Origin of the sequence: Deinococcus sp. Leaf326 (assembly GCF_001424185.1) — a bacterium.
Lineage (GTDB): Bacteria > Deinococcota > Deinococci > Deinococcales > Deinococcaceae > Deinococcus.
This window is the reverse complement of sequence record NZ_LMOM01000032.1, coordinates 287,923-307,638: the sequence shown is the minus strand read 5'-3', so window position 1 is coordinate 307,638 and position 19,716 is coordinate 287,923. Positions and strand designations below refer to the sequence as shown.

The following is a 19,716-nucleotide window of genomic DNA, read 5'->3' as shown; positions in this document are numbered from 1 at the left end:
GTCGGGGCCACTTCCGCGGCCCGGCCCCCCAGCACCCCTTTCCCGAACAGAGGTATCCAGCATGTCCCCACACACGCCGTTTTCGGCCACCAACTGGTCAGAACCCGAAGATTCCTTCTCCACCACCTTCTACGAGAAATACACCTCGCAGCTGTGGTTCCCGGAGGAGATTCCGCTGACCAACGACGCGCTGGTGTGGCAGGCCCTGGGCGAGCAGGAACGCTGGACCTACATCCACGCCTCGGCCGGCCTGAACGCCCTCGATACGCTTCAGGGCGAAGTCGGGATGCCGGCGCTGCGGCACCTTGTCTCGGGCCACATCCGCAAGGCGACCCTGCAGTTCCAGGGCATGATGGAAGACATCCACGCGCGCAGCTACAGCCTCATGAACAAGACCTTCCTCTCGACGAGCGAGGAACGCGAGGTCTTCGAGTGGGTCCGGCAGCAGCCGCAGCTCCAGTTCAAGATCAGCTTCATCCAGGGCGTCTTCGCCGACCCTGACATCTCGACCCTGGGCCTGTGGAAAAAGATGGTGGTGTCGTGCATGCTCGAAACGGCGCTGTTCTATAGCGGCTTTTTCTACCCGCTGTACCTCGCCGGGCAGGGCCGCATGGTGTCGGCGGGCGAGATCTTCAACCTGATCATTCTGGACGAGGCGGTGCACGGCGTGTACGTGGCGCTGCTGGCGCAGGAGAAGTTCGCCGAGATGAACGAGGCCGAGCAGGCCTACGCCATGGCCTGGTACGAAGCCACCCTCCAGACGCTGTACCGCAACGAGATGAGCTACACCGAGACGCTGTACGCGGGCGTGGGGCTGACCGGCGAGGTCAAGAAGTTCATCCGTTTCAACTTCAACGTGCTGGCCGACAACCTCGGGACCCCGCGCAGCTTTCCCGACGAGGAGATTAATCCCATCGTGCAGAACGGGATCCGCTCGAAGGGCACCACCCACGACTTCTTCTCCAGCAAGGGCAGCAGCTACAGCAAGATCGGTGTCGAGCCGCTCACCGACAGCGACTTCGCCGACATCTGGCCTGCGCAGCCCGTAAGGATCGCCCATGACTGACCCCGCCCCCACTGCCCTCCCGCTGCAGGCCGAAGTCCTGATGCTCACCCAGGACGCCTGCCCCGACTGCGAACGCCTCAAGCTCATGCTCGACAAGCCTCTGCGCGGGCAGTTCGCCTCCCTGATCCACCCCGTGCACCGCCAGAATCAGCCCGACGAGTTCGAGTCGGTCGTTGCGCTGTACAACGTGCAGAAGACCCCGGCCCTCATCAATACGGCTAGTGGGCGCGTCCTGCTGAACACCGGCGGCCTGGGCGAGGTCAAGGCCTTCCTGCTGGCAGCCTCGCAGACGGCCGAGTCGGTCGGTTCGTAGGCACAGCAACACACAAAGGGGCGGGCCCTTCCAGACTGGAAGGGCCCGCCCCTATTTCATACCGTCAGCGGATGATCTCGATTTCCGACAGGGACGTGGAACTCGACTCGATCCGCTGCTGGCGCAGATTGCCCAGTTCCTGACGGTCCACGGCGTGCTGCGCCATCACGATGGTCTGGCACAGCAGCAGCAGCGACGAACTGACGCTCATGGGCAGAGGACGCACCACCCGCTCGCGCAGCACCAGACCGCGCGTGCCGTCAGTGAGGATCAGGACCGAAGGACCCACGAGCAGCCCGGCCGCCTGGGGAAAGGGCCAAGTGCGGGCGCGGCAGGCCATGAGTTCCTCGCGCCAGCTCGCGGTGTCGTCGTCATGGGCCTCGTGGGCGGCGGGCGCACGGCCGGCGCGGCGGTGCAGCTCGGCCAAGAGGCCCGTAACCTGCTCGCCCTGTTCGGGTGTCAGGCTGCTTAGGCGCGACACTAGGGCCTCGCGCGGCAGGTCGCCCGCCTGCCAGTCGAGGACGGCGCGCAGCAGGGTGGCCGGTGGGGTTGTGTCGTCGGTGGTCATGGCGGGTCTCCTTCTTGGCCTCCCATCTTATACGGCGGGTGGACGCCCGACCACCGTTCGTCAGGCGTCCACCAGGGAAACTTCAAGGGAGCTTCAGGCCCAGGGATTCAGGACCACTTTAATGCAGCCGTGCTTCTTGTCACGGAAGGCCTTGTAGAGATCCGGCGCCTCGCTCAGGCCGGCCCGGTGGGTGATGACGAAACTCGGGTCGATCTCGCCGCTCTCGATCCGGCCGAGCAGCTCCGGCAGGTAGCGGTGCGTGTGCGTCTGGCCCATCCGGAAGGTCAGGCCCTTGGCGAAGGCTGCGCCCATCGGCAGCTCGTTGACCAGGCCCCCGTAGACCCCCGGCATACTCACGGTGCCGCCCTTGGCGCAGCTCATGATCGCCCAGCGCAGGGCCGTGATGCGGTCGAAGGTCAGCCGCAGCTTCTGCTGGGCAGTGTCGAGCAGCGCGCCGGGGCCGTGGCCGTGGGCTTCGAGGCCCACCGCGTCGATGACGTGGTCGGGGCCACGCCCGCCCGTCGCCTCACGCAGCGCGAGCAGCACGTCCTCCTGTTCGTAGTTGATGGTCTGCGCGCCCGAAGCCTCGGCCATCTTCAGGCGTTCGGGCACACGGTCGATCACGATGACGTGTGCCGCTCCCAGCATCTGCGCGCTGCGGGCGGCGAACTGGCCCACCGGCCCCGCGCCGAACACGGCCACCACGTCGCGGCCGGGGACGATGTTGCAGTTCTCTGCCGCCTGATAGCCGGTCGGGAAGATGTCCGTGAGGAACAGCACCTGATCGTCGCGCAGGTCGGATTCAATCTTGAAGGGTCCCACGTCGGCGAAGGGCACCCGCACGTACTGCGCCTGTCCGCCCGCGTAGCCGCCGTAGATGTGCGAGTACCCGAACAGGCCACCGCCGCTGACCCCGCCGTACATCGCCTCGGCCATGCGGTGATTGGGGTTGGAATTGTCGCAGGCGCTGAACAGGCCGCGCTGGCAGGGGTCGCAGACCCCGCAGGCGAGGTTGAAGGGCACGACCACCCGGTCGCCGACCTTGAGCTTCTTGACGGCCTTGCCGACCTCGACAACTTCACCCATGAACTCGTGACCCAGGATGTCGCCCTTCTCCATGCTCGGGATGTACCCGTCAAGCAGGTGCAGGTCCGAACCGCAGATGGCCGTTGAGGTGACGCGCACGACCGCGTCAGTTGCCAGGAGAATCGAGGGGTCCGGCACCGTCTCGACGCCGATCTTGTTGGTGCCCTGCCACACGACTGCCTTCATACCCGTCCCTCCTGCGTGCCCTTGCCGGCTCCGGCGCGGCCGCTGCTCTGGCCCCTGGCGGTGGGCGCGTAGCCCAGTTCCTGCTCCCGCTTGAACCGCATCAGATCGTCGCGGAGCTGCTGCCCCGGCTCCTGGCCCAAGATGCGGGCGACCACAGCTCCGGCCGCGCCGCCGAGCGGCTTGTAGGTCAGGTGCACAACGAGTTCGGTGCCGCGGTTCCCCGGCGCGGGCCGGAACAGCACCTCGCCGCTGTTCTCGACCGCCGCGCCCGGCAACGAGGCCCAGGCCAGTCGCCGCCCCGGCTCCTCAGCCATGATTTCGGCTTCCCAGCTCACGTGCGTTCCGGCGGGCGCCTTGACAGTCCAGCGCGAGCGCTTCTCGTCGAGCACCTCCACCTTTTCCAGGTGGGTCATGAGGGCCGGCAGCGAGGCGAGGTCGCGCCAGCGGGCATACAGCCCCTCGGGCCCCTGACCGATGGTCACGGCGTCGCTCACCCTGACTTCTCCGTCCGCGCCCTGGTTGATCTTCAGGGCAGTCGCCACCGGGTGCCGCCCAGTGATGGCCTGCGCCGCCACGACCACGCCGGCCGCACTCAGCAGCAACCGCTGAACCGGGTGCCCCCCACGCAGGCCCAGAACCGCCAACCCTGCGCCCAGAGCCCCGTAGGCGACCCGCTCCGCCGGGGTCATCTGTGCCCCCGCCTGTTCGCTGTTTGTCGTCATGCGCCCCAGTCAATGGGTGCAGGCAGGCACCAACGGTTACGCCCGGCACTGTGTGGGGGGTTGCTGAATCCCACGTGATGGCCCCTCCCCCCGCTGAGCCACCCCTAACTCATCCCAGACTCATCCGGGGCACATTAGCCGACTGGCGGTCAGCCGCCGACGTGGACCAGGGGTCGGTGCCGGGCGTCCGGCTCGGCCTTGCGCAGCACCTCGCGAGTCAGGGGGGCGATGTCACCCTCGCCGAACATCAGGAAATTCGCGGCGTTCGTCAGCGGTCCCTTCTCGTCCCAGCCGAAATACACGTCGGGCACGATGCCGGTCTGGGCACGCAGGTGCAGCAGCAGCGCGGCGATGGCGTTGGGCACCGCCGGCGCCGAGGCACGCAGTACCTGATGCACCCCCACCGCGTACCCACGCACCTCCAGCGCGGCGCCGAAGTCGCTGGCCCCCGCCACTGTGATCTCCAGAAACAGCACCGGGCCGCCGTCGGGCAGGTGCGTCTTGAGCCGGGCCTCGCGGCCCTTGTCGCGGTACTCACGCGCCGTCAGGATGTCGGGGCGGTGAGCGATCAGGCGCAGGGCGCCGCTGCGGGCCGCATCGCGCACAAACTGCTGGGCGGCGGGGTCGAGGCTGACCCCGCTCAGGCGCAGCTCGGTGCTGCGGTTCACGCGCGACACGAGGCTCACGCCCAGAATGCCCAGGATGAACAGGCTGGCGATGCGCAGGCCGTCGGGCCGCTCGATGACGTCCAGGACGGTGGTGTATACGAACATCAGGGTCACGAGGGCAAAGGCCGGGGCCACCCGCTGCCGGGCGCGCCAGGCCGAGAGCGTGACCGCGGAGGCCGCGCTGCTCATCAGGACCAGTACGCCGGTCGCGTAGGCGCCGCCCTGGGCGTCCACGTCAGCCCGGAACAGCAGCGTGATGAAGAGACCGGTGGCCGTGAACACCAGTGTCAGCGGGCGGGTGGCAGTGGCCCACTCGGGAGCCATGCCGTAGCGCGGCAGGAAGCGCGGCACGATGTTGAGCAGCCCCGTCAGCGCCGAAGCGCCCGCGAACCACAGGATCAGGATGGTCGAGAGGTCGTACACGGTGCCGAACACTTCACCGAACTGCGCGTGCGCGAGGTAGGCCAGCGCCCGGCCACTGGCGACTCCCCCACTCTGGAGGGCGGCGGGTATGGCGCACGCGGCCGGCCGCCTCGTCTGCCCCCACGCCGCCGCGCACCTGCGGCATGACGCTCACGCCCGTCTCGAAACCCGAGAGCCCCAGCGCCAGCTTTGGAAAGACGATCAGGGCGGTCAGGGCCACCCCGCCCCAGCCGCCGTGGTAGTGCGTCAGCGTGCTCTGCCAGCCCCCCAGGACCGCCGGATGGTGCGCGACCTCCAGGAGACCCCGGCCGATGACGACGACGTTCAGGGCGAGGTAGAGCCCCACCAGCCCCACCGCCAGACCAATGGCCTCACGCAACCCCTTGAGGAACACCCCGCCAAGCAGCAGCACCAGGCCCAGCGTGACGGGCATCTGCCAGCCGGCGGCGTGGCCGCGCACCAGAGGATTCTGGACGAGGTGCGCCGCCGCGTCGGCCGCCGAGAGCGTGATGGTGATCATGAAGTCGGTGGCCGCGAAGCCCAGCAGCACGAGCAGTTTGCTGGGCCAGCCAGGCAGCATCCGCACACTGCCCTCGCCGTGCGGACTCTCGGCGGCGACCCGGCGGTAGACCGGCAGCGCTCCCAGCAGCGTCAGAGCCACGAGGACGAGGGTGGCGACCGGAGCCAGCGCGCCCGCCGCCACCGCCGCGATCCCCGGCTGGTAGCCCAGGGTCGAGAAGTAGTCCACACCGGTCAGGCACATCACCCGCCACCAGGAATGGGTGACCTCCGGCGGGGCGGAGGAAGAGCCGGCGGAGGCCAGGGAGGAGTGTGAAGAGGTGGTCATAGGACGCCGCCCCAGCAGTAGCGCCGGGACGTGGGCCCCACGTGAAACCGGAGCGCCGGCCAGCCCGGGGAAGCGGGACCGGCCGGCGCTCCGGGGAGCTCAGCGGCGCGCGGGCGTCACGTAGCCGAGGCGCTCGAAGGTCAGGCGCCCCTTGTCGGAGAACAGGACCAGCCGCTGCGTGCTCCCGTTGATGACGTAGTGGTCGGCGGCGTTGAGCACGCGGTAGAAGTCACCGGGAACGGCGAAGAGGCAGCGTTCGTTGGCGCGCGGCGGCAGGGCCGTGACCTTCAGGCTGATCTCGCCGCCCTCGGCCTGCACCGTACCAGTGAATCGCCCGCAGCCGAGCTGACCCGAGACGCGGTCACCGGAAATGACGAGCTGGGGCCGCACGGCGATCCCGCCCCCGCGCACGCCGTCCGGCTCGACCTCGCCCACCAGCCGCCAGATGCCGTTCAGGGGCGCGGGGGTGGGGGCGGCCGCCTGCGCGGGGGCCGGGCGGACGGCCGTCACGTTGGCGGCGAGAACCGGAGCCGGGACAAGGGCCAGAGCCAGCAGAGCAAGGAGCGTTCGCATGGCGCCAGCATGCCCCGTCCCGGTGACAGGCACCTGACGGCCAGCATGGCGAAACGCTCATCTCCGGGCGGGATATGTAGTCCCATCCCCCCACTGGGTGGTGTCCCAGACGGCCCCAATCTTCAGACGGGGTTTAACTCGGCGCGGCAGGATACCGGTATGACCCTGCCGCCCTCGCCGCCGCCCTTCGCCGCCCTGAGACGGCTGTGGACCTGGCCGCTGTTTCAGCTCGCCACGGTCCTGTTGCTGCTCTGGGGGCTCCTGCGGGTGCTGGGCGAGGTGCGCGCGGTTCTTGTCAGCGTGGTGGTGGCCTACCTCATCGCGCACCTCACGAACCCGCTGCTGCGGTGGCTCGAATCCCGGCGGGTGCCCCGGCCGCTGGGCATCACGCTGCTGTTCCTGGCACTGCTGGGGCTGCTCGCCGCGCTCTCGCCCCTGATCACCGTGACGGCGCGCGAGGTCCAGAGCCTCGTGACGCAGGCCCCACAACTGCTGGACCGCCTGGACGCCGAACTGCGGTCCCTGAGCGCCCATTCGCCGCTGCTGGCGGGCGCTCAGGCCCAGGTGAGCGAGTGGATCACCCAGAACGCCCATACCCTGCCGGCCCGGCTGAGCCGCTCGGCGGGCAGCCTGCTCTCGCCGCGCGGGGCACTCGTCAGCGGGGTGCTGGGGGCCTTCGGATTACTGGGCCACGTGTTCATCACCCTGGTCATCAGCATCTACATGATGGCGATCTATCCGCAGATCGGCCCCTTCCTACTGCGGCTGCTGCCCCTGCGCTTCCAGGCGGGCGCGCTGGAACTGAGCGGCCATCTGGGGCGCGCGGTCGGCGGCTACTTCCGGGGCCAGATCACGGTGGCGCTCATCCTCGGGGTCCTGCTGGCGGCGGGCCTGACCCTACTGGGGGTGCCCTCGGGGCTGGCCGTGGGCTTTCTGGCCGCGCTGCTGAACATCGTGCCGTACCTAGGCGTGGTCCTGTCGCTCATTCCGGCGCTGCTGCTCGCGCTGCCGCTGGGCGGCCTCAAGCTGGCACTCGTGGGCGCGCTGTTCCTGGCGGTCAACCAGCTCGAAGGCCACGTCATCTCGCCGCGCGTGGTCAGCCACAGCACCAATCTCTCGCCGCTGGGCGTGCTGCTCGCCATCCTGTTCGGGGTCGAGCTGTTCGGGATTCTGGGGGCCATCGTCGCCGTGCCCTTCGTGGCGCTCGTCAAGGCCCTGATAGAGGCGTACTACTACCCCAGCGCCAGCTACCGCGCAGGGGTCAGGGCCACTGACCTAGGGACGCCCGGCGGGAACCGGGAAGTCATCGTTGCGATGGCCGCGCCCGCCCCCCAACCCGCCGTCGAGCGGGAGGCGCCGCGCGCCTGAGCCGCTCCTAGCGTGCCGCGCGCAGATCGGTCACGCGGCGCAGCTTGCCGCCCTCGCTGCGGGCCAGGGTGCCGGGGGGGCACAGTTCGCAGCGCACCGTCACGCCGACCTGCGCCTTGATGAGCCGCTCGATCTCGGCGCGCAGCGGGGCGCCTTCCTCGGGACTCTCGACCTGCAGGGTCAGCTCGTCGAGAACGCCGGTGCGCGTCAGGATGACGTGGTAGTGCGGGCTGACCTGCCCCAGCCCCAGCAGCACGGCCTCGAGCTGGGTGGGATACACGTTGACGCCGCGCAGGATGATGAGGTCGTCGCTGCGGCCCCGGATCTGGTCCATGCGGCGCAGGGTGCGGCCGGTGACGTTCTCGCCGGGCAGCAGACGGGTGATGTCGCCAGTCCAGTAGCGCAGCACCGGCATCGCCGTGCGCGTCATGCTGCTCAGGACGAGCACGCCCCATTCGCCGTCGGGCTGCACCTCGCCGGTCTCAGGGTCGAGGATCTCGGGGTAGAAGTGGTCCTCCCACAGGTAGCTGCCGCGCTGCTCGGCGGCGTCCTCACCGCTCACGCCGGGGCCGATGATCTCCGAGAGGCCGTAGATGTTGCTTGCCCGCACACCCAGCCGCGCCTCGACCTCGGCGCGGGTCTTTTCGGACCAGGGTTCGGCGCCCAGCACGGCGTACTTCAGGGGAATGTCCCCCGGGCGGTGGCCGCGCGCCGCAAGGGCGTCGGCGAGCACGAGCGCGTAGCTGGGTGTGCAGGCGATCACCTCTGGGCCAAGGTCCTCGATGAGCGTGACCTGCCGCTCGGTGCCGCCGCCTGACACCGGCACGGTCGCCAGCCCCAGGCGCGCGGCGCCCGCGTGGGTGCCCAGCCCGCCCGTGAACAGGCCGTAGCCATAGGCGTTGTGAAAGACCATGCCGGGCCGCGCGCCGGCCGCGTACAGGCTGCGCGCCACCACCTCCGCGAAGATATCGAGGTCGTTGTCGTCGTAGGCCACCACCGTCGGCTTGCCGGTCGTGCCGCTGCTGGCGTGCATCCGGCGCAGGTCCGACCTGGGCACGGCGCACAGCCCCAGTGGGTAGTGGTCGCGCAGATCGCTCTTGCGCGTCAGGGGAAAGCGGGCGAGGTCGTCCAGGCTGCGCAGGTCACCGGGGGTGACGCCCGCCGCCGCGAACTTGGCGCGGTAGGCCGGCACATGGGCCGCCTGCCGGGCGACCATCTCCTGTAGGCGCGACAGTTGCCACGCTCGCAGGTCGGGCAGGGGCATGGCTTCACGGTCGGGTTGAAACATGGGATCTCCAGGGCAGGCAACTACGCGCCGCGTACCGGGCGCGGCGAAAAGGGGAATCTTCCCGGCGACGCCGGGAGTCCAGAACAAGCAGCACGACAGTCTGTGACCGTCAGTCTAGGGAGCTCGGGCCGAACATTCCAGAGCAGAGGCTGGACAGCGTCCCCGCGCCCCGCCCCCACCACTTTCCGGCGGACCGGCGCCAGAAGCGGAACCGGCCGCTATGCTGGCGCGTATGTCCGATCCGGCCGGTCCGTCCTCCGCCTCCTGCCCCCCCCCGAGCGGGTCTCCGGCCACGCCCTCTCCGGACCTCACGGGTGCGCTGGCCACAGCACAGACGGAGCCTGAGATCGCCGTGGCGCTGACCCTGGCCGCCTCCGGATTGAACCTGCGGCGCCTTACGGCATTGCGGGCAGACAGTGACGGCCTGTGCCCCCTGGCCGGCCAGGACCTGCCGGCAGCGCCGGCCCTCGCGCTGGCCCACGCCGCGCTGATCCACCAGGAGGCGCAGGCGGCGCCGGGTCTCGCCGCGTGGCCCCTGACTCTAAACAGTCAGAGCCTGGGAACTCTGCTGGCCGAGGGGCTGACCGGAAATCTGGCGGACGGTGAGGAAACGCATGGGCCGGCGCTGGAGCTCTTGGCCCCCCACTGCGCCGCCGCGCTGGACCGCGCGCAGACCCTGGACGAGCTGCGGCGGCGCGGCGAGCTGTTCCGGCAACTCGCCGAACACAGCCCGCATGGCCTGATTGTCGGGTGGCCCGACGGCCGGATCGAGGAGGTCAATCCTGCCTACCTCGCGCTGCTGGGCTACACCCACGAGCAGTTCCTGGCCGGTGAGGTGGGCTGGCCGGGCCTGCACCCCGCCGAGGCCCAGGAACATGCCGCGAGCGCGCCAGTGGCCGAGGCGCTGCGCACCGGCGAGTCCGGCCCGCACCTCACCTCGGCCCTGACCCGGGACGGCCAGCCCCTGCCGCTGAGCGTGACGCTGCGGCGCCTGGGCAGCGCCGAGCGGCCGCAGCTCGCAGCCTATGTGCGCGACCTGCGCGCGCAGACCGCCGCCGAGGAGCGTCTCCAGGAGCCCGGGGCTTCCCCGGAGACGCTCCTGCGGGACAACCAGCACGAGCTGGGAGTCCGCGCCGAGGTCCTGCTGAGCCAGCACGCCGAACTGGCGGTCCGCACCCGGGCGCTCGACGCCTTCGCCCTGCTCTCGCGCGACCTCGTGCTCGAGACCGACCGCGCGGCCCTCGTGCGCCGCGCCCAGGAAATCACGCTGGACCTGCTGCCCCCCGGCTACGCGGTGTACTACGAACCCGAGGGCCCGGTGTGGCGCCTCAAGTCGCAGGTGGGCGAGCTGGGCCACCCGGCCCTTCAGACCGTGGTGGACGCCGGCCTGCCGCTGGACAGCGCCCAGAACCTGAACCTGCCGTGGCGTACCGGCGAGCCGCTGTACCAGGACACCTACGACCTGAACACCGATCAGCTCGGCGAACTCGTGCGGCACATCGGCGCGACGGCCAGTCTGCCGGTCATGCTGGACGGCCGGCCGGTCGGCGTGTTCGCCGTGGCGCTGTTCGGGCGGCGGCGCTGGTCGGTCACTGACCGCACGGTGATGGAGACCGCGACCTTCAACCTGGGGCTGGCCCTCGACCGCGCGCGGGCTCTGGCGGAGGTCGCCACCCGCACGACCGAGCTTGAGCGCAGCAACGCCGAGCTCGAACGCTTCGCCTACGTCGCCTCGCACGACCTTCAGGCGCCGCTACGGGCCATGACGAGTTTTTCGGACCTCCTCACGCACCGCTACGGCCAGACCCTCGACGAGCGTGGACGGCTGTACCTGCAGCAGATCTCCGAAAACGGCGTCCACATGAAACGACTCGTGGACGATCTGCTGGGCTTCTCGCGCCTGCACACCGGCCACCTGGCGACCGAGGCCTGCGACTTCGGGGGGCTCTTCGACCAGTTGCGCCTGCGCCTGCACGACGAGATCGTCACGCTGGGCGCCCGGGTGACGCGCGGCCCCCTGCCGGTGGTGCCGGGCCACAAGGCGCAGCTCGACCAGCTCTTGCAAAACCTCGTGCAGAACGGCCTGAAATACCACCGCGAGGGTGTAGCCCCCGCCGTGGAGGTCACGGCGCGGCGCGGCGACCACGAATGGATCTTCGCGGTCAAGGATAACGGCATCGGCATCGAGCCGCAGCATTTCGAGCGCATCTTCGTAATCTTCCAGCGCCTGCACGGCCGCGAGCAGTACGAGGGCACCGGCATCGGTCTGGCGATCTGCCAGAAGATCGTGGAGCGTCACGGCGGGCGCCTCTGGGTCGAGAGCACGCCCGGTGAGGGGTCGACCTTCCAGTTCACACTGCCCGCACAGGACTGACCCGGGATGCCGGGTCTGTGGCCGGCCTTCATGGACGGGCGGCCAGGGGCTGTACGCCGCCCTCTGAATCGTTCTAGACTCGGCAGCGCATCACGATTCCGCCTCTTTCGTCTCCCTGCCCCCGCGCAAAGGATGGTCCTGTCATGACCCACTCTGTTTCCTCACCCCGCGTTACCGTCTGGAACGAGTTTCGCCACGAACACGAGAACCCCCAGGTCCGCGCCATCTACCCCGACGGCATCCACACGGCGATTGCCGACGGCCTGCGCGCCCAGGGCGTTCAGGAGGTGTGCACCGCCACCCTCGATGAACCCGAACACGGCCTGACCGACGAGGTGCTGGCCCAGACCGACGTGCTCGTGTGGTGGGGTCACAAGGCGCACGGCGACGTGTCGGACGAGGTCGTGGAGAAGGTCGTGCAGCGTGTGTGGGACGGCATGGGCCTCGTAGTGCTGCACTCGGGGCACTTCAGCAAGGTCTTCAAGCGCCTGATGGGCACCTCCTGCGACCTGAAGTGGCGTGAGGCCAACGACAAGGAGCGGCTGTGGGTCGTGAATCCAGCCCACCCCATCGCGCAGGGCGTGGGCGAGTACATCGAGCTGGAAGCCGAGGAGATGTATGGCGAGCACTTCGACATCCCCACCCCCGACGAACTCATCTTCGTCAGCTGGTTCTCGGGCGGCGAGGTGTTCCGCTCGGGCTGCACCTTCACGCGCGGCAGCGGCAAGATCTTCTACTTCCGCCCCGGACACGAGACCTACCCCACCTACTTCCATGACGGCGTGCGGCAGGTCATCGCCAACGGCGCGCGCTGGGCCGCCCCGACCGCCAGTGCCCCGCGCGCCTTCGGCAACCGCCAGCCGCTCGAGGTACTGCCCAAAGACCAGCAGGCCGCCGAGCGGTCGCAGGAAGGGTTCCGTTGAGCCTGCCGGGTGCGGGCCTGAACGTGGCGATTGTCGGCGCTGGGGGCATCTCGCAGCGCCACTTCGAGGGCTACGGCCTGGCCGGGGCCAAGGTGGTGGCCTTCGCCGACCCCAGCGCGACCATCCGCGAGCTGCGCGAGACCGAGTGGCAGGCGCGCGGGTACGCCAGTTTCGAGGAACTTCTGGAACGTGAGGACGTGCAGGCCATCAGCATCTGCACGCCCAACGCCTACCACGCCCCCGCCGCGCTCGCGGCCATCGCGCGCGGCGTTCACGTGCTGTGCGAAAAACCGCTGTCGCTGGACCTCGCCGCCTGCGACGCCATGATCGACGCGGCGGAGAGGGCCGGCGTGATTCTCCAGACCGGCCACCACCTGCGTTCGAGCCCCCTGGTCGCCACCGCCAAGCGGCTGATCACCGACGGACGTATCGGGCGCATCACGTACATGCGGCTGCGTCAGGCCCACGACTGGGGCGGCGCCGAGCAGGTCCGCGGCGCCTTCGGGAGCCTCGCGGCGTCGGGCGGCGGCACGCTGCTGGACAACGGCTGTCACATGATGGACCTCGCACGCAACTTCGGCGGCGACGTGCAGACCGTCTTCGGGCTGATGGACACCCTGAAATACGACATCGAGGTCGAGGACACGAGCGTCGTGACCCTGCGTTTCGAGAGCGGCGCGCTGGGCAGCGTGGAAAACGCCTGGACTGCCACCGGCTGGGAGGAGAGCTTCGCGGTGTACGGCACCCTGGGCGCGCTGGAGTGCAGCAACCGCCTGGGCAAGGCCAAGCTGCGCTTCGCCAACCGCGAGGGCGGCGACACGGGCTGGGCCGATCTTGACGAGTCCTGGTACGAATTCAACGGCAACGACAGCGGCCACCGCCGGGGCGTGGTGGCGTTCATGCGCTCCATCGCCGAAGGCACGCCGGTCGTGTGTAGCGGCGAGGACGGCCGCGAGAGCGTGCGGCTGGTCCTGGCCGCCTACGAGAGCGCGCGCAGCGGCCAGACGGTACGCCTGAGTCTGGACTGAGCAACCCGGAGTTGAAGGACGGAGTGGGACAATGGGGTATGGCCCTGTCCCCCCGCCCTTCCCCCACCCCGCTGTCCCTGGCCGACCTCAATGCCCTGAGCGAAGACGCCTTCGCGGCGCACTTCGCCGGAGTGTTGGAACACTCGCCGCACTACGCGCGTGTGGCGGCTGGCCAGCGGCCTTTTGCCGACGCCGAGGCCGCCGCGCGCGCCTTCATGGAGGCCGCCCGCTCGGGAACCCCCGATGAGCAGGTCGCCCTGATCCGCGCGCACCCGGACCTCGCGGGCAAGGCGGCGCTGGCGGGCGAACTGACGGACGAAAGCGCGGGGGAGCAGGCCTCGGCGGGGCTCGACCGCCTGAACGCCGACGAATACGCCGAGTTCGGGCGCCTGAACGCGGCCTATCACGAGAAGTTCGGGCTGCCCTACGTGGTGTGCGTGCGCGAGAACGACAAGGCCGGCATCTTCGCGGGCGCGCGCCGCCGCCTGGACCACACGCCGGAGCAGGAGCGCGAGGCCGCCCTGCACGAGATTGGGCGCATTGCGCGGCTGCGGGTGCTCGACCTCATCCGGCGGTAGCTTCACCAGGCCAGCTTCTCCCGCGCCCGGAGCGCTGCCGCCGGGGTTCGGCCGGAAGCCGCGTGATAACATCCCGCGACATGAGCGAAGCCCCCCGCGTGAAGGTCCGGCTCGGCGAGAACAACTACGGCAAGGCCGACGTGCAGCTCTTCAAAGTGTTCCGGGACACCCCACGCCACGAGGTCCGCGACGTGCGGGTACGGGTCGCCATGACGGGCGACTTCGCCGCCGCACACGTAGACGGCGACAACACGGACCTGCTCGCCACCGACACGGTGCGCAACACTGTCTACGCCCTGGCCAAGACCGGCTTCACGGGCAGCGTCGAAGAGTTCGGCAAGGAACTCGTACGGCATTTCGTGGCGGCCGGGCCACGTGTGCAGGGAGCTTTCGCCGAGTTCACCGAGCACCTCTGGGCCCGCATCGAGGTCGGCGGGCAGGGTCACGACCACTCCTTCGTGCGCCAGATGCCCAAGCACACCGCGCGGGTCGAGGGCGACGGCCAGACCTTCAAGGTCACGTCGGGGATCGAGGAACTGTATGTCCTCAAAACCACTCAGAGCGGCTGGGCCGGGTACCTGCTCGACGAACCGTATACCACCCTGCCCGAGACGACCGACCGCGTCATGGCGACCGTCGTGACGGCGCACTGGGAATATGCCGCACAGGACTGCGACTACGACGACGTCTGGAACCGGGCCTACCGGCAGATTCAGGAGACGTTCACCGACCACTACTCGCCCAGTCTCCAGAACACCCTGTACCTGCTCGGCGAGGCCGTGCTGGACCGCTGCCCCGAGATCTCCCGCGTGTGGTTCGGGCTGCCCAACAAACACCACCTCCGGTACAACCTGGAGCGGTTCGCGCTGGAGAACAACGGCGAGATCTTCCACGTGGACCCCGAGCCCTACGGCCTGATGGAAGGCTGGGTCGAGCGCGCGTGAACGGCGCGGGAGTAGAGAGGGTGGGCGGCGGACTGAGCACCCACGTGCTCGACACCGCGCTGGGTCGACCGGCCCGGGGCGTACGCGTCGAGCTGTTCGGGATCTGGGGGCAGGAGCGCCGGGCACTGGCCGAGGCCGTCACGAACGCCGACGGCCGTACCGACATCCCCCTGGTGGCGCGCGGTGAGCTCCAGGCGGGCACCTACGAGTTGAGCTTTCATGTCGCGCCGTACTTCGCTGCCCAGCCTGCCAGCCAGGGCGACGCACCGGCGGCCGACCCGCCTTTTCTGGACGTGGTAACCCTGCGGTTCACGGTGGCGGACCCGGCGCAGCACTACCACGTGCCGCTGCTCGTCACGCCCTGGTCCTACAGCACCTACCGGGGCAGCTGAGGAACAGCCCGGCAGACCGCAGCCGCGCCCACAGCCCCCGCCCCGGACCTGCCCTACAGTGCCCCCTGTGCCGACCCTCACCGACTTGGCCGCCTGGCTCGGGCGGCGACTGCAAGAACGCGAATCCGTCTGGCGCCCGGCGCCGAGCCAGGACGCCCCCCAGGTGCGGCGGCTCGTCCTGGCGCTGGAGCCGGGCGACCTCCCCCCCACACCTCCCCCCGGCGAGGGGGGCGCGCTCTTCGTCCACCGGGCCTTCCGGCTGGGAAAGCGCTGGCCCGCGTGGCCGGTGTTGACCTCGCACGACGGGTTCGACCGCGCCCTGACGACCGGCGAGAATCCGGCGCTGGCCGCGCGGCTGGGCTGGGCTGCGCCCCGCACCCTCCACTGGAAGGGCGCGGTGACCGGCATGGTGGCCGACCCCGGTCTATCCTGGCCCGACCTGATCAAGCGGCTGGACAGCGAGTTCGGCGGCCATGAGGCCCTGATCGCCCCGGCGGACCCCGGCGCAGCGGCCCGCGTGGCCGTCATGAACGCCATGCGGCCCGAACTGCTGCGGGAAGTCCACGCCCAGGGGATCGGCGTCTACGTGACCGGGCAACTACGCCCCGGTGCGGTGGACACGGCGCGTGACCTGGGCCTCGGTGTAGTGGCGCTGGGCCACCGCCGCAGCGAGGTGTGGGGCCTGCACCAGCTCGCGCGGGAGCTGCGCGCCGACTTTCCGGAACTGGAGACGACCGTCGCGGCGACCAGCGACCCGAGCTGACCCGGCAGAGACGCCGCCTGCTTCTGCCTCTGGCTGGCCAAAGCCCCCCAAACGCCGTGCTCTCCTGGTAACCGAGCAGTCACACCTCTTTACGCCCGGACCAGACGTTTCCGGGCGTACATGGCCTGGTCGGCGCGGGACAGCCAGACGCCCGGCGACTCGCCGCCCAGCCGCCGCGCCACGCCCATGCTGGCCGCCGCCGGGGGAAAGTCAGCTCGGACGCCGGCCAGCACGGAGGCGAGCAGCGCGGTCACCCGCTCTTCGTCGGCGCCCGGCATCAGGAGGGCGAATTCGTCGCCGCTGATGCGGTAGGCCTGGGCACCACTTGCGCCTACCAGCCGCCCGAACCCCTCGCCGAAGAGCGTGAGGAGCCGGTCGCCCGCCGCGTGGCCCTGGGTATCGTTGATCTTGCTTGAGGCCGTCGATGTCGATGACCGCCAGCAGGCAGCCGGCCGCCGCGCCGAGCAGATCGTCCTCGAGGGCGCGGCGGTTGCGCAGCCCGGTCAGGGGGTCCCGGTGCGCCAGCTCGTGCATCTGCCGCGTCCGTTCCTGCTCCTGGGCCAGCTGATCGCGCACCTGACTGAACGAATGCAGGACCGCCAGCAGGGTGCCGTGAGCGAATAGCAAGGTCAGCGGCAGGCCCGGCCCCTCGTACGGCCCGAATTCCGCGCGCGTGATCCAGGTATGGGGCAGCGTGATGCCCAGAAACACGGCCAGGGTCAGCGAGGAGAGCCGCACCGCCAGGGCAGGGGGCCACTGGAGAAACAAGAACACGTAGATGGTCGGGAGATGCAAGCTGGCCGCCAGCAGCGCCATGCCCGACGCCGGATGGCCAGGCAGCACGTACAGCGCCACCCCCCAGGCCAGCAATAGCAGCAGGCTGTAGACCTGGGGTGCCGCCACCAGGAGCGGTCCCTGCAGGCGCGCGGGTCCGAACAGCGCGCAGCCGCCGAAGCCCACCAACAGCAGCAGGACAGCCATATACACCGGGACGGTCAGCCCGAAATTCCAGAGCAACAGCAGGCCCACCAGCGACGAGACCAGCGGCATCCACAGCAGGAGCCGGCGTGGGTCGGTCGCCTGTAGGCGGGCCGCCGACAGACGGATCACGCCGGCTCCTCCCTCTGCCGGAACGGACCCCCGGAATCCTCAGGCATACGTCTGGTCATTCGTCTGGCTCCGATCCTGAAATCCGGGCCATCTCAGGTCTCTGACAAGCGCTACGTGACGGAAAAATGGAGTTCGGCAGTGATCCTTCTAGCAAGGCGCCACATGAAGACCACGTCAGGAAGGGACACGTAAAATCTCCGGCGCGGTGTGGGAGAGATGTGATAGGCATTAGTCACTGGCCGTCACCGGCTCTTCCGCCTCCCTCTCTGCTTTCCCTGAATGAGGCTTCCAGCGATGCGCTCACCCGACCCCGAAGACAGGCCAAACGCTCGCCTCCTGACCCTGGAGGAGATCGAGACGCTCCTGACGCGCTATCCGGTGCTGCTCTGGGATCTCGGATCACGCAGCCGGATCATGAACCTGCACGACGGCAATGACCTGGGCGGAATCAGTACCACCGACCTGCTCGCTTGCCTCCCCCCGGAACACTGCGCGACCGCCGTGCGGGCCATGATCCGGGTGTTTCTGCGGGGGGGCTTCCTGGACTTCGAGGCTCCCATGACACTGCCGTCGGGGGCGGTCCTGTGGCTTCAGTTCACCGCCTACCGCACGCTCAAGGACGGCCCACCTCCGCGGTTGCAGGGCCTGCTGCGCAACGTGACACAGCGCCACGACGAGCGCGCCCAGCTCATCGAGCAGCAGGGGCTACTACGCGCGCTGATGGAGCAGACCCTGATCGGCATCTCGATCAAGGACCGGGAGGGCCGGTTCATTCTCTCCAACTCGGCGGTGCGCGATTTTGCCGCGCCGACCGACGGCACGCTGCTGGGCAAGACGAACACGGACCTGTTCCGCCCGGATCTCGCGCAGTTCGCCGCGCAGCTCGACCACGCGGCGCTCGCGACCGGCGAGGCGGCCATCGACGAGATTGACCTGGGCCTGGGCCAGGAGGGCGAGCCACGCAGCCTGATGATCAGCAAGCTGCCCTACTGGCGGGGCGAGCAGCTCAGCGGCACCGTGACCTTCACCATGGACGTGACGGCGCGGCGGCAGCTCGAACGCCAGCTCACGCGGCACACGGCCGAGCTCGAGGTCCGGGTGCGCGAACGCACGGCCGAGCTGCAGGCCATCAACGACCGCCTCCACCACGCCGCCATGCACGACGTGCTCACCGGCCTGCCCAACCGCACCCAGCTCGCCGAGTGGAGCCTGGAACTGCTGGGCCGCCCGGCGCGCCCGGATCACCAGCCCCTGTTCGGGCTGCTGCTCATCGACCTCGACCATTTCAAGCGGATCAACGACCGCTTCGGGCACCTGGGCGGCGACTCGCTGCTGCACGCGCTGGCGCAGCGCCTCGTCCAGACCCTGCCGGCGGCGAGAGTCTGCCGGCTGGGGGGCGACGAGTTCGTGGTACTGCTCGACACCCTGGCCGACCCGGAAGAGGCGGTCCTGATCGCCGAACACCTGATGACCGAGCTACACCGCCCGTTTACGCTCGACGGCCGGGAGGTGCAGGTCAGCATGAGCATCGGTGTCACCTTCGCCTGGACCCGCCACGCCCGGCTCCAGGACCTGCTCGACGAGGCCGACATGGCGATGTACACCGAGAAGCGGTCGAGCCGCCACGTCCGGGTCTTCGAGCCGTGGATGCGTGAGCGTCACCGGCTGCTCCAGGACATCCACGACGACCTGCCGGGCGCGGCCGAGCGCGGCGAGCTGTCGGTGGTCTTTCAGCCGGTCGTGGACCTGCGCCGCCGGAAGGTGCAGGGCGCCGAGGCGCTCGTGCGCTGGCGGCACCCCCGGCACGGGTTGATTGGACCGGGCGAGTTCATCCCCGTGGCCGAGGCGCAGGGCTACGTCACGGCCATTGACCTGTGGGTGCTGCGCGAGGCGGCGCGCCAGCTCCTGCCCCTGATCCGCACCGGGCGCATCCATCAGCTCGCGGTGAACTTCTCGGCGCAGCACTTTTCGACTCCCGACTTCGTCGGGCGGGTGCAGGCCGTGCTGCGCGCCACGGGCCTGCCCCTGAACGCGCTCGTCGTCGAGATCACCGAGAGCATGTTCATGGAAAACCACCAGAGCGCCAACCTCGCCCTCCGGGAGCTCATCCGCCTGGGGGCCTCGGTGGCCGCCGACGACTTCGGCACCGGGTACTCCTCGCTGTCCTACCTGCAGCGCCTGCCCCTGCGGACCATCAAGATCGACCGGTCCTTCGTGGCGACCTCCGCGCAGCACACCGGCATCATCCGGTCCATCGTCGAGATCGCGCACGCGCTCGACCTGCGGGTGGTGGCCGAGGGCATCGAGACCGATGCCCAGCTCGGGGTCCTACGCGACCTGGGCTGCGACTACGGTCAGGGCTACCTGCTCGCGCGGCCCATGCCCATCGGCGACCTCGGTCTCTGGCTCCGCGACTGGGACGAGGCCCAGGCCACCTGAGCAGCCGGCAGGCGGCCTCAGGGCGTACAGCAGACCGGGACGGCCCACAGAGATCTG

The 19,716-nt window shown here is 69.6% G+C and carries 19 protein-coding genes; 11 read left to right on the top strand and 8 right to left on the bottom strand.

Going from position 1 to position 19,716, the window contains the following annotated elements; genetic code table 11:
* Window positions 1-61 precede the first annotated feature (61 nt).
* Window positions 62-1,066 carry a ribonucleotide-diphosphate reductase subunit beta gene (locus ASF71_RS12210; RefSeq protein ID WP_056300250.1) on the top strand — a complete coding sequence of 335 codons (1,005 nt, stop codon included), beginning with the start codon at window positions 62-64 and terminating at the stop codon, window positions 1,064-1,066.
* Complete coding sequence (locus ASF71_RS12205; RefSeq protein ID WP_056300246.1) at window positions 1,059-1,379, top strand: hypothetical protein; 321 nt, start codon at window positions 1,059-1,061, stop codon at window positions 1,377-1,379. The genes ASF71_RS12210 and ASF71_RS12205 overlap by 8 nt, the downstream gene beginning before the upstream one ends.
* Window positions 1,380-1,443: 64 nt before the next feature.
* Here ASF71_RS12205 and ASF71_RS12200 read toward each other — a convergent pair whose 3' ends face one another.
* The 6 genes from ASF71_RS12200 to ASF71_RS12175 all read right to left on the bottom strand — a co-directional run bounded on the left by ASF71_RS12200 (window position 1,444) and on the right by ASF71_RS12175 (window position 6,452).
* Window positions 1,444-1,947 (bottom strand): hypothetical protein, encoded by a 504-nt coding sequence (locus ASF71_RS12200; RefSeq protein ID WP_056300243.1) that lies wholly within the window; start codon window positions 1,945-1,947, stop codon window positions 1,444-1,446.
* Between the two features lie 93 nt (window positions 1,948-2,040).
* Complete coding sequence (locus tag ASF71_RS12195; RefSeq protein WP_056300239.1) at window positions 2,041-3,219, bottom strand: zinc-dependent alcohol dehydrogenase; 1,179 nt, start codon at window positions 3,217-3,219, stop codon at window positions 2,041-2,043.
* The gene (locus ASF71_RS12190; protein WP_235514390.1) at window positions 3,216-3,941 is read right to left on the bottom strand and encodes an SRPBCC family protein; all 726 of its coding nucleotides are present in this window, start codon (window positions 3,939-3,941) and stop codon (window positions 3,216-3,218) included. The genes ASF71_RS12195 and ASF71_RS12190 overlap by 4 nt, the downstream gene beginning before the upstream one ends.
* 149 nt (window positions 3,942-4,090) lie before the next feature.
* On the bottom strand, window positions 4,091-5,044 hold the full coding sequence (locus tag ASF71_RS25770) for a hypothetical protein (protein ID WP_056300236.1): 954 nt from the start codon (window positions 5,042-5,044) through the stop codon (window positions 4,091-4,093).
* A 1-nt stretch (window position 5,045) separates the two neighbouring features.
* A complete protein-coding gene (locus ASF71_RS25765) occupies window positions 5,046-5,795 on the bottom strand; it encodes a hypothetical protein (protein WP_056300232.1) in 750 nt (249 codons plus the stop codon).
* A gap of 183 nt (window positions 5,796-5,978) precedes the next feature.
* Window positions 5,979-6,452: an META domain-containing protein gene (locus ASF71_RS12175; protein WP_056300229.1), complete on the bottom strand. Its 474-nt coding sequence runs from the start codon at window positions 6,450-6,452 to the stop codon at window positions 5,979-5,981.
* A 159-nt stretch (window positions 6,453-6,611) separates the two neighbouring features.
* On the opposite strand from ASF71_RS12175, the gene ASF71_RS12170 reads away from it, so the two are divergent.
* The gene (locus ASF71_RS12170; RefSeq protein ID WP_235514388.1) at window positions 6,612-7,820 is read left to right on the top strand and encodes an AI-2E family transporter; all 1,209 of its coding nucleotides are present in this window, start codon (window positions 6,612-6,614) and stop codon (window positions 7,818-7,820) included.
* A 7-nt stretch (window positions 7,821-7,827) separates the two neighbouring features.
* Here the strand turns inward: ASF71_RS12170 and ASF71_RS12165 are convergent, their stop codons facing one another.
* The gene (locus ASF71_RS12165) at window positions 7,828-9,108 is read right to left on the bottom strand and encodes an AMP-binding protein (protein ID WP_056300225.1); all 1,281 of its coding nucleotides are present in this window, start codon (window positions 9,106-9,108) and stop codon (window positions 7,828-7,830) included.
* Between the two features lie 232 nt (window positions 9,109-9,340).
* Here ASF71_RS12165 and ASF71_RS12160 point away from each other — a divergent pair, with 232 nt between their 5' ends.
* The 7 genes from ASF71_RS12160 (at window position 9,341) to ASF71_RS12130 (ending at window position 16,110) form a co-directional block, all read left to right on the top strand.
* Window positions 9,341-11,482, top strand: a complete 2,142-nt coding sequence (locus tag ASF71_RS12160) for an ATP-binding protein (protein WP_235514385.1) — start codon at window positions 9,341-9,343, stop codon at window positions 11,480-11,482.
* 143 nt (window positions 11,483-11,625) lie between these two features.
* Complete coding sequence (locus tag ASF71_RS12155; RefSeq protein WP_056300219.1) at window positions 11,626-12,405, top strand: ThuA domain-containing protein; 780 nt, start codon at window positions 11,626-11,628, stop codon at window positions 12,403-12,405.
* The gene (locus tag ASF71_RS12150; protein ID WP_056300216.1) at window positions 12,402-13,433 is read left to right on the top strand and encodes a Gfo/Idh/MocA family protein; all 1,032 of its coding nucleotides are present in this window, start codon (window positions 12,402-12,404) and stop codon (window positions 13,431-13,433) included. Before ASF71_RS12155 ends, ASF71_RS12150 begins: the two co-directional genes overlap by 4 nt.
* Before the next feature lie 38 nt (window positions 13,434-13,471).
* Entirely contained in the window at window positions 13,472-14,011 is a 540-nt protein-coding gene (gene uraD / locus ASF71_RS12145; RefSeq protein WP_056300212.1) for a 2-oxo-4-hydroxy-4-carboxy-5-ureidoimidazoline decarboxylase, read from the top strand.
* 80 nt (window positions 14,012-14,091) lie between these two features.
* On the top strand, window positions 14,092-14,955 hold the full coding sequence (gene pucL / locus ASF71_RS12140; RefSeq protein ID WP_056300209.1) for a factor-independent urate hydroxylase: 864 nt from the start codon (window positions 14,092-14,094) through the stop codon (window positions 14,953-14,955).
* Complete coding sequence (gene uraH, locus ASF71_RS24745) at window positions 14,952-15,347, top strand: hydroxyisourate hydrolase (protein ID WP_200939697.1); 396 nt, start codon at window positions 14,952-14,954, stop codon at window positions 15,345-15,347. Before pucL ends, uraH begins: the two co-directional genes overlap by 4 nt.
* A gap of 67 nt (window positions 15,348-15,414) precedes the next feature.
* The gene (locus ASF71_RS12130) at window positions 15,415-16,110 is read left to right on the top strand and encodes a Nif3-like dinuclear metal center hexameric protein (protein ID WP_056300203.1); all 696 of its coding nucleotides are present in this window, start codon (window positions 15,415-15,417) and stop codon (window positions 16,108-16,110) included.
* 89 nt (window positions 16,111-16,199) lie between these two features.
* Here the strand turns inward: ASF71_RS12130 and ASF71_RS22750 are convergent, their stop codons facing one another.
* A complete protein-coding gene (locus ASF71_RS22750) occupies window positions 16,200-16,517 on the bottom strand; it encodes a GGDEF domain-containing protein (RefSeq protein WP_235514417.1) in 318 nt (105 codons plus the stop codon).
* 997 nt (window positions 16,518-17,514) lie between these two features.
* Between ASF71_RS22750 and ASF71_RS12120 the strand changes: the two genes are divergently transcribed.
* On the top strand, window positions 17,515-19,659 hold the full coding sequence (locus tag ASF71_RS12120; RefSeq protein ID WP_056300196.1) for a bifunctional diguanylate cyclase/phosphodiesterase: 2,145 nt from the start codon (window positions 17,515-17,517) through the stop codon (window positions 19,657-19,659).
* Window positions 19,660-19,716 lie beyond the last annotated feature (57 nt).

Bases quoted from the DNA above. Each gene is read 5' to 3' on its own strand.
- ASF71_RS12155 (WP_056300219.1), top strand. From the start codon at position 11,626: ATGACCCACTCTGTTTCCTCACCCCGCGTTACCGTCTGGAACGAGTTT.
- uraD (WP_056300212.1), top strand. From the start codon at position 13,472: ATGGCCCTGTCCCCCCGCCCTTCCCCCACCCCGCTGTCCCTGGCCGAC.
- ASF71_RS12190 (WP_235514390.1), bottom strand. From the start codon at position 3,941: ATGACGACAAACAGCGAACAGGCGGGGGCACAGATGACCCCGGCGGAG.
- ASF71_RS12210 (WP_056300250.1), top strand. From the start codon at position 62: ATGTCCCCACACACGCCGTTTTCGGCCACCAACTGGTCAGAACCCGAA.
- pucL (WP_056300209.1), top strand. From the start codon at position 14,092: ATGAGCGAAGCCCCCCGCGTGAAGGTCCGGCTCGGCGAGAACAACTAC.
- ASF71_RS12120 (WP_056300196.1), top strand. From the start codon at position 17,515: ATGCGCTCACCCGACCCCGAAGACAGGCCAAACGCTCGCCTCCTGACC.
- ASF71_RS12160 (WP_235514385.1), top strand. From the start codon at position 9,341: ATGTCCGATCCGGCCGGTCCGTCCTCCGCCTCCTGCCCCCCCCCGAGC.
- ASF71_RS25765 (WP_056300232.1), bottom strand. From the start codon at position 5,795: ATGTGCCTGACCGGTGTGGACTACTTCTCGACCCTGGGCTACCAGCCG.
- ASF71_RS12195 (WP_056300239.1), bottom strand. From the start codon at position 3,219: ATGAAGGCAGTCGTGTGGCAGGGCACCAACAAGATCGGCGTCGAGACG.
- ASF71_RS12200 (WP_056300243.1), bottom strand. From the start codon at position 1,947: ATGACCACCGACGACACAACCCCACCGGCCACCCTGCTGCGCGCCGTC.
- ASF71_RS12205 (WP_056300246.1), top strand. From the start codon at position 1,059: ATGACTGACCCCGCCCCCACTGCCCTCCCGCTGCAGGCCGAAGTCCTG.
- ASF71_RS12170 (WP_235514388.1), top strand. From the start codon at position 6,612: ATGACCCTGCCGCCCTCGCCGCCGCCCTTCGCCGCCCTGAGACGGCTG.
- ASF71_RS12165 (WP_056300225.1), bottom strand. From the start codon at position 9,108: ATGTTTCAACCCGACCGTGAAGCCATGCCCCTGCCCGACCTGCGAGCG.
- ASF71_RS12175 (WP_056300229.1), bottom strand. From the start codon at position 6,452: ATGCGAACGCTCCTTGCTCTGCTGGCTCTGGCCCTTGTCCCGGCTCCG.